Consider the following 14,716-nt stretch of genomic DNA (forward strand, 5'->3'; position numbering starts at 1 on the left):
CTGCTCGCCTCTAGCGCGCCTGCGGCTTCAGCCGGGCAAGCAGCCGCAGCGAGAGCCGCTGCACCAGCGCCGGCGGCGCGGTCGCCAGCACCAGACCGCTCATCACCAGCAGGAACCCGGCGAAATGATAGGCATGCAACGCCTCGCCCAGGAACACCACCGCCATCAGCACGCCATAGGGCGGCAGGAGATACATGAAGACACCGGTCACCGCCGGGCCCACCACCTTGATGCCATACTGGAAGCAGGAAAACGCCAGCACCGAGGAGACCACGGCAACGCCGAAGATCGACACCCACGCATCGGAGGTGACCGGGAACCGTTCGGTCTCGGCGATCTCCCAGATCGCGAAGGGAAAGAGGGTCACGGCGCCGGCCAGGGCCAGCGCGGCGAACAGCGACAAGGTCGGCACAGAGGTGAATTCCCCCCGCTTCAGCAGCACGGAATAGACCGCCCAACTGAGGGCGGCGAGGGCGAAGATCACGTCGCCGCCGTTGAAGCTCAGGCTGAGCAGGGCCGACAGCGAGCCTTCGACCACGATGGTGATCACCCCGAGAATGGCGAGGACGATGCCCACCGCCTCGCGCGCCGAGATGGAGCGTCCGCGAAACAGCCACTCCAGCAACAGGATCAGCACCGGCGAGGAGGTGTAGATCAGCGTGCCATTGGTGGCGGTGGTGAAGCGCAGGGCGAAATAGACGCCAGCACCGCAGAACCACATGCCGAGCAGCCCCATGATGCCCAGAAGGTCCCAATGGCGCAGCAGCGTGCCCCGATGGCGGACAAGACCGCGATGGGCGAACGGCAACAGGATCAGGAACGCCAGCGTCCAGCGCAGGAAGGCCAGCGTCCACGGCTCGACCGTTTCCACCGCCGCCCGCCCGATCACCATGTTGGAGGAGAAGAACAGCGGCATGACAAACAGCAGCGCGAACGCCCGATGCCGGGGGGAGGACAGGTCAAACATGAGGGCAAACCGTCGCGTCGAAGGGAAAAGAACCATTGGAAGCGGGCGCGGGGCATCCGCCGGGAAACATCAATTTATGAGCCGGGAGCGTTATTTCACAAAAACCGTCGGCTTGCAGGGGAATTCCTCTGCCGTCAGGAAGACACAGGCACCGGCGGCATCGGCCGCGTTGGGGAAAGGGCCGGCGGTCAGCCGGGTACCACCCGTGTCGGCAGCTTCGTCGAGAATCCGGCGGCGAACGCCGGAAAGCAGCTTCGGGTATTTTCCTGTCAGGCCGCTCCAGGCCGCTTCGGCGGCCGCCAGCGATCCGTAGGCGCCAAGATCCACGGCGAAATCGGTGCGGCTGATCCGCTCGCCGCTGATCGAGGCCACCCGCCCGGCGGCCCGCGTCACCGGCAGGGCGTAGCGCTGCGGCGTGTCGTCGGTCTCGCTCGCGCTGGGACCAATCGAGGCGGTTGAGGATGGAGGAGTGCTGTCCTGCGGCGGAAGGACGATCCGCACCGGTGCAGGAGGAGGGACTGGGATGACCTTCGCCGCCGGCGCTGCGACGGAGGCTGCGGCGACAGAGGCTGCGACGGAGGGGGCTTCAGCCGGTTTGCCCTCCGGCTTTTGGGGCAGGGCCGGAGCCGGCAGGGTCGCGACCTTGCCCGCCGGGCCGACAAGCCGCTCCACCGCGGCCAGAATGCGATCGCCAAACCTCGCCACGGGCGCGGGCAGGGCGGCGACCGCAGGTTCCGTGGGGACACTTCCGGTGGTCGCCGGGGTCTTCGGTGTTGTGGCCCGCGCGTCCGGCGCGGATGTGCGCTCTTTCGCCGTCGGTGCGGCGGGGAGCGTTTTGCTGGCCTGGGACACGGGGCGCAGCTGCAAGTCGTCCCTCAGCGAGGCGAGTGCATGTTTCAGCGTCCCGACCTCCCGTTTCAGGGCGGTGATATCCAGCCAGATGCGCCGGTGCTCGTCGGCGGCGTCGCTTCCCCCGGCGGAGGGGTAAAGGCCAACATCCAGCGGCGACACGCCCTTGATCGAGGCGGTGGAGGAGACATCCCCGGACGGCGGCAAGGTGACCTGAGCGAAGCTGCGCACCGTGAAGCCCATTGTCTGGTTGATGAACAGCGAGGAAATACCGACCACGCCGAACAGAATCGCGGCACCACCCCACAGGAGCACCCAGCCCATGTCCTGAGACACGGACCGTCGTGGCGCCTTCCCTCTGCTGGTTTTGAGTGGTTTCACGCCACGGGTCCCGGATTCTCGCTCGCTCCTTTGTAGAGAACTCCAAATATGGTTAACAACCGATAAAATCACCGGTTAAGGTCAGGGGGAACGCGGCGGAAATGCGCCTTTTCAACCGGCTTTTCCCGGGCCCCGGCGGCGTTTGTCACGAAGTGAAACAGGTTTTGATTGTGCGGATGGGCTCTCGCCTCTCTATGAGTGAGCGCCATCGGGCCAGTCCGATGCCAGACTGCGTGAATCAGGAGACAGCAATCGATGTGCGGTATTGTCGGAATTCTTGGAAGCCAGGCGGTTGCCGCTCAGTTGGTCGACGCGCTGAAGCGCCTTGAATATCGCGGATATGATTCGGCCGGCATCGCCACCCTGGATGGCAGCCAGATCGTCCGGCGTCGGGCCGAGGGCAAGCTGCGCAACCTTCAGGAGAAGCTGGAGCGGGCGCCGCTGGCCGGTAACATCGGCATCGGCCACACCCGTTGGGCCACCCACGGCGCGGCCACCGAGCACAACGCCCACCCGCACGCAGCGCCCGGGGTCTCCGTCGTCCACAACGGCATCATCGAGAATTTCCTCGAACTGCGCATGGAGCTGGAAGGGCAGGGCGCGCGCCTTTCCAGTGACACCGACACCGAAACGGTGGCCCATCTCGTGTCGCGGGAACTGGCCGGCGGCGCCGACGCACGTACTGCGGTTGCCCGGGTGCTGCCGCGCCTCAAGGGGGCCTTCGCTCTTGCCTTCCTGTTCGAGGGTGAAGAGGATCTCTTGATCGGAGCCCGGCGCGGCTCGCCGCTGGCCATCGGCCACGGCGATGGCGAGATGTACCTGGGCTCCGACGCCATCGCCCTGTCGCCCTTCACCGACCGGATCACCTATCTGGAAGAAGGGGATTGGGCGGTCCTGACCCGCGCCGGCTGTGAGATCTTCGATGAGCAGAACGCCCCCGTGACGCGGCCGGTGCAGACCTCGCGCGCGATGGCGCAGATGATCGACAAGGGCAACTTCCGCCACTTCATGGCCAAGGAAATCCATCAGCAGCCCGAAGTGATCGGCCATACCCTGTCGCGTTATCTCGATCTGGCTAACATGAAGACCGTGCTTGAAGGTGCGGAAAAGATTGATTTTTCCAAGCTTGACCGATTGATTATTTCGGCTTGCGGGACCGCCTATTACGCCGGGCTGGTCGCCAAGTACTGGTTCGAGAAGGTCGCCCGCCTGCCCGTCGATATCGATATCGCTTCCGAGTTCCGCTATCGGGAAATGCCGGTGAAGGCGGGCGATCTGGCGCTGTTCATTTCCCAGTCCGGCGAAACGGCGGATACCCTGGCGGGCCTGCGCTATTGCAAGGGCGAGGGCATGACCATCGCCGCCGTGGTCAATGTGCCGGAATCGACCATTGCCCGCGAAGCCGATGTGGTGTTCCCCACGGTTGCCGGTCCGGAGATCGGCGTTGCCTCGACCAAGGCCTTCACCTGCCAGCTCTCGGTGCTGGCCGCGCTTGCGGTTCATGCGGGCTATCAGCGCGGGCATCTGGATGACAAGGGCGCGGCGGAGCTGGTGCGCGCGCTTGGCGAAACCCCGGGCTACGTCAACAGGGCGCTTGCGCTGGAAAGCGAAATCGAGGCGCTGGCGCAGCCGCTGTCGCGGGCCTCGGATGTGCTTTATCTCGGCCGGGGCACCAGCTTCCCGCTGGCGATGGAAGGGGCGCTGAAGCTCAAGGAAATCTCCTACATCCACGCCGAAGGTTATGCGGCGGGGGAGTTGAAGCACGGCCCGATCGCGCTGATCGACGAGGACATGCCGGTGATCGTCATCGCCCCGCATGATCCGATCTTCGAAAAGACCGTTTCGAACATGCAGGAAGTGGCCGCCCGTGGCGGCAAGATCATCCTTATCACCGATGAAAAGGGCGCGGAGGCAAGCGCGGCGCTCGCCTGGAAGACCATCGCACTTCCGGACGTGCCGGAGTTCGTCGCGCCAATCATCCACGCGCTGCCCGTGCAGTTGCTCGCCTATCATACGGCGGTCTTCATGGGCACGGACGTGGACCAGCCGCGCAATCTGGCGAAATCCGTCACGGTCGAATAACCGCTTCCAGCAAGAAAAAAACCGCCCGGCGCTGGTCCGGGCGGTCGCGGCTTTGGTTCTGACAAAGCAATGAATGTTATCGCCAATCTATGCATCCATATGATCTTATTGGATTTTCAAACTTCTCGAGTTTGCGGATCAGCGATCCATAAACCTTTCAGTAGGCAATAGGGAAATCCAGTCGCTCTGCATCGTCCCTTCCCGTTTTGGGAAAAATCTTGACAAGAAGAGCTGATTGGCGTAGTTCCCAATTTGGGAAACTGGCGAATGAGGATCATCAAGACCCTTCACTTGCAACACTATGCTCAGAAGCACCCGGAGGTCGCCGCCGCCATTTTGCACTGGATTGCAACGGTCAAAGCTGCGAACTGGCGGACACCGCAAGAGGTGCAGGCAGCATTCAGCAAAGCCAAAACGCTTGGCTCTGACCGTGTTCGATTTGAGCTTGCAGGTGGGAACTATCGATTGATAGCGGCATTCGACTTCAAGAGGCGAGCGGTTTTTATCAAGTTTATTGGAACTCACGAAGAGTACGATAAGGTCGACGCTCGCGCCATCGCACAATACTGATGGAGATATCGATGAAGCCTAAAATCATCAAGACAAAGGCCGAGTATGAGGCTGCGACGGCTGAAATTGAGCGTCTTTGGGGTGCTGAGGCGAATACCTCCGACGGCGATATGCTTGAGCTTCTGATGCTGATTGTCGAGGATTACGAGACCCGGAATTCGGTCGCAATCGATGCTGATCCTGTCAGCCTTCTGAAGGCGCACATGGAAGCGACCGGACGCACGCAATCTGATCTTGCAGAGCTTATCGGTTCGGCCTCGCGTGCCTCGGAAATTCTGAACCGCAAACGCAGCCTCACCAAAGAGCATATCTTCAAGATCAACACCAAGTGGAAGATGCCCGCCAATCTTCTGATCGCGCCCTATGAGCTTGAAGTGGCCTGATAGAGCGATCGGATCGCCGCCAGCGATGACATTCACGCGGGGAGACCAGCCGCGCAATCTGGCAAAGTCCGTCACGGTCGAATAACCGTCGTCAGCAAGAAGAAAACCGCCCGGCACAGGTCCGGGCGGCTTCTTTTTTACGCTCCTGGTCGTTACTGCGCGGCGGGAGCCTCACCGGAACCGGCTTCGCCTGCGGATGTGTCCTCAGGCTCCGGGCACAGCAGGCCGAGCGACCCGACGCTGATGCAGGACTGGCACCAGGTGATGCCCTGGGCCTCCGCCCGTTCCTGCAACTGGGCATCGTCGAGCCCCTCGGGCGGCGGGATGCAAGCACGCCCGCACGGCTCCACCGATGCCCCTTGCGCGGTCAGCAGCGTGTAAAGCTTGCCCGTCGCGCATTGTGCACGGTCCGGTGCGAACTCTCCCAGTGCAGAGGGATCAGCCGGGACAGGGGCAGGGGCCGGCGTCGAGGCGTTGCCGGCGTCATCCGCAGGCGTGCTTCCCTCGCTGTCATCCGGCTTGCTGCCATCGGCCCCATCATCGGCAGGCGGCGCGCCTGCATCCTCCGGCTGACAAGCCTTGAACAGGGCCGCCAGGGTTTCCGGATCGGTGTAGGGGACCCTCGCGTCGCCGAGACCGGCAGCGGAGCGGAACTCCTCCCAGGCGGAGCGGGTGCGCCGGCCGGCCAGGCCGTCGACCGTTCCGGCGTTGTAGCCGGCGGCGTTCAGGCAGGACTGGATCCAGGTGATGTTGTCCTGCGGGGTCGGGCGGGGCCGCTCGGGGGCACAACCGGCGCCATAAGGCCGGTACCCTTCAGCGCAGACACAGCGCCCCTGGTTCGCCGAATAGACGAAGGGGAAGCTGCAGGCCCGGCTGTCACGCCGGACGCATTCACCACCCTCGACCACGTATCCGGACGGACAGATGCAGCCGCCGGCGGAGGGGGAATACTGCCATGGAGCAATACACGCCGGCGGGGGCGCGATCGGCGGAATCGGGACGGGCAGAATGCACCGACGCTGGCGTGCCGAATAGACATAAGGCAGCCGGCAAACCACCGGCGGACGCGGCCTCACGCAGCGGCCATTGCGCAAGACGCGCGGCGGGGCACAGACCACCGGCGGGCGCGGCATCACGCAGCGGCCGTTGCGCAAGACGCGCGGCGGGGCACAGACCACCGGCGGGCGCGGCATCACGCAGCGGCCGTTGCGCAAGACGCGTGGCGGGGCACAGACCACCGGCGGACGCTGGGGCCTCACACAGCGACCGTTGCGCATGACACGCGGCGGAGCGCAGACCGCCGGCGGACGCTGGGGCCTCACACAGCGACCGTTACGCAAGACGCGCGGCGGAGCACAGACCACCGGCGGACGCTGGGGCCTCACACAGCGACCGTTGCGCATGACACGCGGCGGAGCGCAGACCACCGGCGGACGCTGAGGCATCACACAACGGCCATTGCGCATGACACGCGGCGGAACACAGACGGCGGGCCGCAGATCCGGCCGGATATCGGGAAGGTTCGGGCGGAAATCCGGCACCTGGGCCTGTGCGGAGCCAATGGCAAGCAGGGACGCGAGCAAGGCAAGGCATGCGCACAGAAGCCATCCGGCTCGGGGGGCGATCCGCTCTCGGTGTCGGTCCGGCGCCGATCCGGGGGTGTCTGGGCCTCTGATGAACATTCTTCTCACCTCTCGCTTACCTGCTTTGCATGACTCCAACGCACGTTCCTGATGGTCATCGCGCCGAGGCTTCCATCCTGACGATTGTCAGCCATCGTGCCGTGACCCGCGTCACAGCGTCTCACAAGAGCGTGATTTTTGGTAAACGAACTGCGCGGAAAACTTCAGGCCCGCGTCAGGTTTCCGGCGTCGGGCGCGACAGCACATAGGCCGCACAGCAGGCGAGGGTGAGGGCGACGGCCAGCGCAAGCGGCCAGTCCGGCTCGGCGCCGAGATAGAACATGTAGAAACCGAATCCCATGCCGCCGACCGCCAGCATCTTCGCGCGCGGCGCAATCGCGCCATTTTCGCGCCAGGCACGCACCCCGGGGCCGAATTGCGGATGGGAGACGATCCACTCTTCCAGCCGCGGCGAAGACTTGGCGAAGCAGCCGGCGGCGGCAATGAAGAAGATGGTCGACGGCAACAACGGCAAAAAGGCGCCAATCACGCCAATGGCCACCGAGAAGGCACCAAGCGTCATGAAAAACGCACTTCTGGTGCGTTGATGTCGGATAAGCTCGGAAAGCTGGCGCATATTCCCCGTTGCCGCCTGTGTATCAATTCCCCTTTGACCGGGAGTGGCCTATGTAGGTGTCATCATTGTCACGGAAACCCGGGCATGATGGCTGGCAAGAACGATCCGGCCGACTTCGACACAAGATCAAGGTCGGCACAAACAAGGTTGAGCACGCAATGACCGGCAGTTCCGAGGCGGACGATCACGACGATGCAGCGCCGAAACATGCACATTCGAGCGGCATGACTCGTTTGCGCAATTACTTTCTGACCGGTCTGGTCATTGCCGGCCCGCTCGGCATCACCGCCTACCTTACGTGGTCCATCGTTCAATGGATCGACGGCTGGATCAAGCCGCTGATCCCCTCCGTTTACAACCCCGATACATACGTGCCTTTTCCGGTCCCCGGTATCGGACTGATCGTCGCGTTCGTCGGCCTGGTGCTGATCGGCTTCTTCACCGCCAATATCGCCGGGCGCACGCTGGTCTCCTATGGGGAGTTGCTGCTCGGCCGGATGCCCGTGGTGCGCAATCTCTACAGCGGGCTGAAGCAGATCTTCGAAACGGTGCTGGCCGAGCGCTCCAACTCCTTCAAGAAGGCCGCCATCATTGAGTATCCCCGGCGCGGATTGTGGGCGATCGTCTTCATCGCCACCGAAGCCAAGGGGGAGGTGGCGGACAAGCTGCACGCCGGAACGGAGGTGACGGCGGTGTTCCTGCCAACGACACCGAACCCGACCTCCGGCTTCCTGCTGTTCGTGCCGCGCAACGAGATTATCGAGCTGGACATGACGGTGGAGGCGGCGGCGAAGCTGGTGATCTCCGCCGGCCTGGTCAATCCGGATTACGACAAGACCCTGCCGCGCAAAGGGGCCAAATCCGACGCGGACACCGACACCATCCAGACGCCGGAGTCGGTGGACTGACGTTGGGGGCGGGTGTCTATCCCGCCCGCAGCAGCCGGATCGCCTCGTCGCGGGAAAACAGATAGAGCAGGGACCGCAGCGCCGGGCCGCGCTTGCCGGTCAGATCGCCATCGGTCTCCAGCACCAGCTTGGCATCGTCGCGCGCCATGTCCAGAAGGCTCGCGTGCTCGTCCGCCCGGGCGATCTTGAACCCCGGCGTCCCGGACTGGCGGGTGCCAAGGATCTCGCCCTCGCCGCGCAGCCGCAGATCTTCCTCGGCAATGCGGAAACCGTCGTTGGTCTCGCGCATGATCGCCAGCCGGGCCCGCGCCACCTCGCCGATCGGCGATTTGTAAAGCAGAAGGCAGGTGGACGCCTCGGCGCCGCGTCCGACCCGGCCGCGCAACTGATGCAATTGCGACAGGCCGAACCGTTCCGCATGTTCGATCACCATGATGGTCGCATCGGGCACATCGACCCCCACCTCGATCACCGTGGTCGCCACCAGAAGGCGCTTCTCGCCATCCTTGAAGGCGGTCATCGCCGCGCTCTTTTCCTCGCTGGAAAGCCGGCCATGCACCAGCGCGACCCGGTCGCCGAACACCTGCCGCAGCGCCTCGAACCGCTCCTCGGCGGCAGCCAGATCCGATTTTTCCGATTCCTCCACCAGCGGGCAGACCCAATAGGCCTTGCGGCCCTCATCGAGCGCCCGGTGCAGCCGGTCCACCACCTCGTCCATGCGCTCGGACGGCACGGTGACAGTGGTGATCTCCTGACGCCCGGCAGGCTTTTCGGTCAGACGCGAGACGTCCATGTCGCCGAAATAGGTGAGAACCAGCGTGCGCGGGATCGGCGTTGCCGTCATCACCAGCATGTCGACCCCATCGCCCTTGGCCGAGAGCGACAGGCGCTGGTGCACACCGAACCGGTGTTGTTCATCGACCACGGCAAGGCCGAGGTTGTGAAACGCCACATCCCCCTGAAACAGCGCATGGGTGCCGATGACCAGATCCAGCTCGCCGGCGGCCAGCGCCTCCCGGGTCTCGCGGCGATAGCGTGCGCCGTCCTTGCCGGTCAGCACCGCCGCGCGGATGCCGGCAGCCTCGCACAAGGGTGCCAGCGAAGCATGATGCTGGCGGGCGAGGATCTCGGTCGGTGCCATCATCACCGCCTGCGTCCCGGCTTCCACGGCGGCGGCCACCGCCAGAAGCGCGACAATGGTCTTGCCGGCGCCCACATCGCCCTGAAGCAGGCGCAGCATCCGCACCGGTTCGGAAAGATCGGCTTCGATCTCGGCAACGGCGGCGGCCTGCCCGGCGGTCAGCGCATAGGGCAGGGCGGCGAGGATCTTGGCCTTCAAGCCGCCGGAAAATACCCGGGCAATGCCCTTGGTCTGGCGCAGCTTGCGCCGCACCAGCGCAAGTGCCAACTGGCTGGCAAGGAACTCATCGAAGGCCAACCGCTCCAGCTCCGGTGTCACCGCGCTCCACGGCCGTTCCGGATCCGGGTGGTGCAGGGCAAGCAGCGCTTGCCGGAATGATGGCCAACCATGCTGCTGGCGCAAGGCCGGATCGAGCCATTCGTCGAGATCGGGAACGAGGTCGAGCGCTGCTGTCATCGCCTTTTGCAAGGTCTTGCCGGACAGTCCTTGGGTCAGCGGATAAACCGGCTCGACCAGCGGCAGATCGTCCGCGTCCTCCGCCGCGACGATGTGATCGGGATGCACCATTTGCGGCTGGCCGTTGAACCATTCGATGCGGCCGGAGACCACCAGATCGGCGCCGACGGGCAGGGTTTTCTCCAGCCACGCCGTGTGCGCCCGGAAGAAGACCAGTGTCAACTCGCCGCTGTCGTCATGCACCCGGATCCGGTAGGGCGCGCGGCTGGACCGGGGCGGTGCCTGATGGCCATCGACCCGCACCTCCAGCGTGACGATTTCCCCCTCTGGCGCGACGGCGATGCCCGGCCTTGCGCGCCGGTCGATCACCGAGGTGGGCAGGTGCAGCAGGAGGTCGATGACATGCGGCTCGCGCTCCACGCCGGTGCCCAGAAGCACGGCGAGCTGGCGCGCGGTGCGCGGTCCGATGCCGGGAAGCGAGGAAACGGGCGCGAACAGGGGATCGAGTTGGGTGGGCCGCATGGTCCTCTTGCCGGCTGAGGTGGCGAAACAGCGACGGATTGAGTTTCCCGCCGAGGCCGTTATAACCCGCGAACCGGTTGCCGTCTGTCAAGGCCGCTGCTTCGAAACGCAAAGCAAGCGGTGGATGATGGCCCGCGCCGGCGACGATCACCCCCGGGGCGAAGGAACCAGAGCATGGGCGAGCAGTTGCAGACGCCATCGACCGACGACGCGGACCCGAACGCGCCGCGCCGCAAACGGATCCTCTATCGCTGCCAGCATCGCGGCATGAAGGAAATGGATATCCTGCTTGGCGGCTTCGCCCAGCATCGTCTGGCCGAGCTGAAGCCGGAGGAACTGGACATCCTCGAAACCCTGATGGATGTGCCGGATCAGGACCTCTTCAGCTGGATGATCGGCCGGGTGCCGGTTCCGGAGGCGTTCGACACCCCGATCTATCGCGAAATCGTCGCATTGCGCGGCAAGATCTGAAGCGGTCGATCCACGGACGCCGGGCGGCGCGCGCTGCCCGCCGGTGAATGGCAAAGCGTGAAGCGCAAGGAACGAAACGGTGCTTGAGACCCTATTCCAGCAGCAGAGCAACACCGTCGTCACCGGCGTGCCCGATGGCGCGGAGGCCTATGTGCTGGCCCGGCTGCTGGCCGGGGGCGCCAAGGGGCTTTCCTGCCTGTTCATTGCGCGTGACGCGCCGCACGCCCGCTCGGTGCAGGATGCGCTCGGCTATTTCGCTCCCGAGGTGGAGGTGATCGACCTGCCGGCCTGGGACTGCCTGCCCTATGACCGGGTTTCCCCCAACGCCGCGGTGGTGTCCCGGCGACTGGCGACGATGGGGCGCCTTGCCGGCGGCCTTGCGGATGACCGTCAGACCGTGCTGATCACCACCGTCAACGCGGCGCTGCAGCGGTTGCCGACGCGCGACTGGGCGCGGGCGCAGAACTGGCACGCGCTGCCGGGCAACAGCGTCGACATCCAGGCGCTCGTGACCTGGCTGGAGACCAACGGCTTTTCCCGCTCGCCCACGGTGCAGGACACCGGCGAGTACGCGGTGCGCGGCGGCATCATCGACATTTTCGCCCCCGGCATGGCCGCGCCGGTGCGGCTCGACTTCTTCGGCGACACGCTGGAATCGATCCGCGAATTCGACGCCGACAGTCAGCGCACCACCCGCCAACTCAAGCGCATCGAATTGCTGGCGATGAGCGAGACCACCCTGTCGGAGGAGGTGATTTCCCGCTTTCGCAAGGGCTATGTGGCCCAGTTCGGCGCCACCGACCGGGACGACATTCTCTACCAGTCGATCAGCGAGGGGCGCCGCTACGCCGGCATGGAGCATTGGCTGCCGCTGTTCCATGAGCGGATGGAAACCGTCTTCGACTACGCCGAGGGCGCGCCGGTGGTGCTGTCAGCGGCCATCGACGACGTGGTGCGCGAACGGCTCGATCAGGTGGGCGAACACTACGCCGCCCGGCAAGAGGCGATGGGAGCCGGCAAGGCCAGCGGCGCCGTGCCCTACCGGCCGCTACCGCCGGATGCGCTCTATCTCGACCAGAGCGGCTGGAACGCGGCGCTTGCCGATGGCACCTCGGTGCGCCTTTCGCCCTTTGACCTGCCGGCGGATGGCAGCGGCCGGCAAACGGTGGCGCTTGATGGCCGCAAGGGCCGCAGCTTCGCCGCCGAGCGGGCTGCCGGCGACATCAACATCTTCGACGCGCTGACCGCCCATGCCTCCGCCCGGCGCAAGCAGGGCAGCCGCATCGTCATCGCCTGCTGGAGCGAGGGCTCGCGCGAGCGTCTGTCCCATGTGCTCGCCGATCATGGCCTTGACCGGGCCGCGCCGGTCGCCTCCGACGCCGATGCGCGGGCGCTGCCGCAGGGCATGACGGCGCTGGCGATTCTCGGCGTGGAAGCCGGCTTCGAGATCGACGACCTGACCCTCGTCAGCGAACAGGACATTCTCGGCGACCGGCTGGTGCGTCAGAGCCGCCGCCGCGCCAAGGGCGCCAACGTGCTGACCGAGGCGGCCAGCCTGTCGCAGAACGATCTGGTGGTGCATGTCGACCATGGTATCGGCCGCTTCATCGGCCTGAAGACCATCGAGGCGGTGGGCGCGCCGCATGACTGTCTGGAGCTGCAATATGCCGGCGGCGACAAGCTGTTCCTGCCGGTGGAGAACATCGAGCTTCTGACCCGCTACGGCTCGGAAGATACCGAAGCCCAGCTCGACAAGCTCGGCGGCGGCGCCTGGCAGGCGCGCAAGGCGCGCATGAAGAAGCGCATCCTTGAGATCGCCGATGGCCTGATCAAGACCGCCGCCGCCCGGGCGCTGCGCACCGCGCCGCCCATCGATCCGCCGGAAGGCGTCTATGACGAATTCGCCGCCCGCTTCCCCTATGACGAGACCGACGACCAGCTCAATGCCATCGACGCGGTCTTCGCCGATCTGACCTCCGGCCGGCCGATGGACCGGCTGATCTGCGGCGACGTCGGTTTCGGCAAGACCGAGGTGGCGCTGCGGGCCGCCTTCATCACCGCCATGACCGGGCGCCAGGTGGCGCTGGTGGTGCCGACCACCCTTCTGGCGCGGCAGCATTTCAAGACCTTCTCCGAACGCTTCCAGGGCCTGCCGATCACCGTCTGCCACGCCTCCCGGCTGGTGCCGCCCAAGGAGCTGTCGGCCACCAAGAAGGGGTTGGCGGACGGGTCCGTCGATATTGTCGTCGGCACCCATGCGCTGCTCGGCAAGGGGATGAGCTTCCGCGATCTGGGCCTGTTGATCATCGACGAGGAGCAGCATTTCGGCGTGAAGCACAAGGAGCGGCTGAAGGAGCTGAAATCCGAGGTCCACGTCCTGACCCTGTCGGCAACGCCGATCCCGCGCACCTTGCAACTGGCGCTGACCGGTGTGCGCGAGCTGTCGCTGATCGCCACCCCGCCGGTGGACCGGTTGGCGGTGCGCACCTTCATTTCGCCGTTCGATCCGATCGTCGTGCGCGAGGCGCTTCTGCGCGAGCGCTATCGTGGCGGCCAGAGCTTCTATGTCTGCCCGCGCGTGTCGGACCTCGCCGACACCAAGGCGTTCCTCGATGAAACCGTGCCGGAGGTGAAGGTGGCCGTCGCCCATGGCCAGATGCCGCCGGGCGAGCTGGAAGACGTGATGAACGCCTTCTACGAGGGCAAGTACGATGTGCTGCTCTCCACCACCATCGTCGAATCGGGCCTGGATGTGCCCACGGCGAACACGCTGATCGTGCACCGGGCGGACATGTTCGGTCTGTCCCAGCTCTATCAGCTGCGTGGCCGCGTTGGCCGGTCCAAGACCCGCGCCTATGCGCTGTTCACCGTGCCGGCCAACAAGACGCTGACCGCCACCGCCGACCGGCGGCTGAAGGTGCTGCAATCGCTCGACAGCCTGGGCGCCGGCTTCCAGCTCGCCAGCCACGATCTCGACATTCGCGGCGCTGGCAATCTTCTGGGCGAGGAACAGTCCGGCCACATCAAGGAAGTCGGCTTCGAGCTTTACCAGCAGATGCTGGAAGAAGCGGTGGCCCAGCTCAAGGCCGGCGATGACAGCCTTGGCGAGGAGGCCTGGTCGCCCCAGATCCAGGTCGGCACGCCAGTGCTGATTCCCGAGCCTTACGTCCCGGATCTGCAACTGCGCCTGTCACTCTACCGCCGCCTGTCGGAGCTGGCCGAACCGGAGGAGATCGACGCCTTCGGTGCGGAGCTGATCGACCGCTTCGGGCCGCTGCCGGAGGAGGTGGAGCATCTTCTGAAGATCGTCTTCATCAAGGGCCTGTGCCGCCGCGCCCATGTGGAGAAGATCGACGCCGGCCCCAAGGGCGTCGTCATCGCCTTCCGGGGCAACGAGTTCGCCAATCCGGCGGGCCTCGTTGCCTATATCGCCGAACAGGGTGTCCTGGCCAAGATCCGCCCCGACCAGAAGGTCGTGCTGTCGCGCGACTGGGATACGGCGGAGCAGCGGTTGAAGGGCACGGCTGCCGTGCTGCTAAAGCTGGTGCGGCTGGCGGAGGCGGAAAGCAAGGCGGCCTGAGCGGCCGTTTCCGCCTCGCAAGGCGACCAGGGGCGCGTCGTCGTCTCCTCATCGGCAGGTGAGGGCGCGAGAAGGTGACATGCGCGGGAAAATGCATTTCGGCGGGCGCTGGCAACGAAGCATTAAGCCTGATGGCACATAGTGAGG

General features: G+C 65.3%; 11 protein-coding genes. 6 read left to right on the forward strand and 5 right to left on the reverse strand.

Features of this window, described 5'->3' with window-relative positions; genetic code table 11:
- Positions 1–10 precede the first annotated feature (10 nt).
- Together IEV83_RS02065 and IEV83_RS02070 are read right to left on the reverse strand one after the other, a co-directional pair.
- The gene (locus IEV83_RS02065) at positions 11–967 is read right to left on the reverse strand and encodes a DMT family transporter (RefSeq protein ID WP_209002934.1); all 957 of its coding nucleotides are present in this window, start codon (positions 965–967) and stop codon (positions 11–13) included.
- Between the two features lie 90 nt (positions 968–1,057).
- Entirely contained in the window at positions 1,058–2,152 is a 1,095-nt protein-coding gene (locus IEV83_RS02070; RefSeq protein ID WP_181761397.1) for an SPOR domain-containing protein, read from the reverse strand.
- Between the two features lie 300 nt (positions 2,153–2,452).
- Here IEV83_RS02070 and glmS point away from each other — a divergent pair, with 300 nt between their 5' ends.
- The 3 genes from glmS (at position 2,453) to IEV83_RS02085 (ending at position 5,232) form a co-directional block, all read left to right on the forward strand.
- The gene (gene glmS / locus IEV83_RS02075; protein WP_181761396.1) at positions 2,453–4,279 is read left to right on the forward strand and encodes a glutamine--fructose-6-phosphate transaminase (isomerizing); all 1,827 of its coding nucleotides are present in this window, start codon (positions 2,453–2,455) and stop codon (positions 4,277–4,279) included.
- A gap of 267 nt (positions 4,280–4,546) precedes the next feature.
- Complete coding sequence (locus IEV83_RS02080; protein ID WP_181761395.1) at positions 4,547–4,849, forward strand: type II toxin-antitoxin system HigB family toxin; 303 nt, start codon at positions 4,547–4,549, stop codon at positions 4,847–4,849.
- A gap of 11 nt (positions 4,850–4,860) precedes the next feature.
- Positions 4,861–5,232, forward strand: coding sequence for a helix-turn-helix domain-containing protein (locus IEV83_RS02085; RefSeq protein ID WP_181761394.1), 372 nt, complete (start codon positions 4,861–4,863; stop codon positions 5,230–5,232).
- Between the two features lie 152 nt (positions 5,233–5,384).
- Here IEV83_RS02085 and IEV83_RS02090 read toward each other — a convergent pair whose 3' ends face one another.
- Complete coding sequence (locus IEV83_RS02090) at positions 5,385–6,140, reverse strand: peptidoglycan-binding domain-containing protein (RefSeq protein ID WP_181761393.1); 756 nt, start codon at positions 6,138–6,140, stop codon at positions 5,385–5,387.
- A gap of 949 nt (positions 6,141–7,089) precedes the next feature.
- Positions 7,090–7,437, reverse strand: coding sequence for a YbaN family protein (locus tag IEV83_RS02095; protein WP_181761392.1), 348 nt, complete (start codon positions 7,435–7,437; stop codon positions 7,090–7,092).
- 278 nt (positions 7,438–7,715) lie between these two features.
- Between IEV83_RS02095 and IEV83_RS02100 the strand changes: the two genes are divergently transcribed.
- Complete coding sequence (locus tag IEV83_RS02100; protein WP_209002958.1) at positions 7,716–8,399, forward strand: DUF502 domain-containing protein; 684 nt, start codon at positions 7,716–7,718, stop codon at positions 8,397–8,399.
- Between the two features lie 16 nt (positions 8,400–8,415).
- Here IEV83_RS02100 and recG read toward each other — a convergent pair whose 3' ends face one another.
- The gene (gene recG, locus IEV83_RS02105; protein ID WP_181761390.1) at positions 8,416–10,518 is read right to left on the reverse strand and encodes an ATP-dependent DNA helicase RecG; all 2,103 of its coding nucleotides are present in this window, start codon (positions 10,516–10,518) and stop codon (positions 8,416–8,418) included.
- A gap of 174 nt (positions 10,519–10,692) precedes the next feature.
- On the opposite strand from recG, the gene IEV83_RS02110 reads away from it, so the two are divergent.
- Positions 10,693–10,989: an FAD assembly factor SdhE gene (locus IEV83_RS02110; RefSeq protein ID WP_181761389.1), complete on the forward strand. Its 297-nt coding sequence runs from the start codon at positions 10,693–10,695 to the stop codon at positions 10,987–10,989.
- Between the two features lie 79 nt (positions 10,990–11,068).
- Complete coding sequence (gene mfd, locus IEV83_RS02115) at positions 11,069–14,569, forward strand: transcription-repair coupling factor (RefSeq protein WP_181761388.1); 3,501 nt, start codon at positions 11,069–11,071, stop codon at positions 14,567–14,569.
- Positions 14,570–14,716: the final 147 nt, after the last annotated feature.

Source organism: Stappia taiwanensis, assembly GCF_014635285.1.
In the GTDB taxonomy this organism is placed as follows: Bacteria; Pseudomonadota; Alphaproteobacteria; order Rhizobiales; family Stappiaceae; genus Stappia; species Stappia taiwanensis.

Excerpts from the sequence above, each read along its gene's own strand:
- IEV83_RS02110 (WP_181761389.1), top strand. The coding sequence starts at position 10,693 with ATGGGCGAGCAGTTGCAGACGCCATCGACCGACGACGCGGACCCGAAC.
- IEV83_RS02100 (WP_209002958.1), top strand. The coding sequence starts at position 7,716 with ATGACTCGTTTGCGCAATTACTTTCTGACCGGTCTGGTCATTGCCGGC.
- glmS (WP_181761396.1), top strand. The coding sequence starts at position 2,453 with ATGTGCGGTATTGTCGGAATTCTTGGAAGCCAGGCGGTTGCCGCTCAG.
- IEV83_RS02085 (WP_181761394.1), top strand. The coding sequence starts at position 4,861 with ATGAAGCCTAAAATCATCAAGACAAAGGCCGAGTATGAGGCTGCGACG.
- IEV83_RS02095 (WP_181761392.1), bottom strand. The coding sequence starts at position 7,437 with ATGACGCTTGGTGCCTTCTCGGTGGCCATTGGCGTGATTGGCGCCTTT.
- IEV83_RS02065 (WP_209002934.1), bottom strand. The coding sequence starts at position 967 with ATGTTTGACCTGTCCTCCCCCCGGCATCGGGCGTTCGCGCTGCTGTTT.
- recG (WP_181761390.1), bottom strand. The coding sequence starts at position 10,518 with ATGCGGCCCACCCAACTCGATCCCCTGTTCGCGCCCGTTTCCTCGCTT.
- IEV83_RS02080 (WP_181761395.1), top strand. The coding sequence starts at position 4,547 with ATGAGGATCATCAAGACCCTTCACTTGCAACACTATGCTCAGAAGCAC.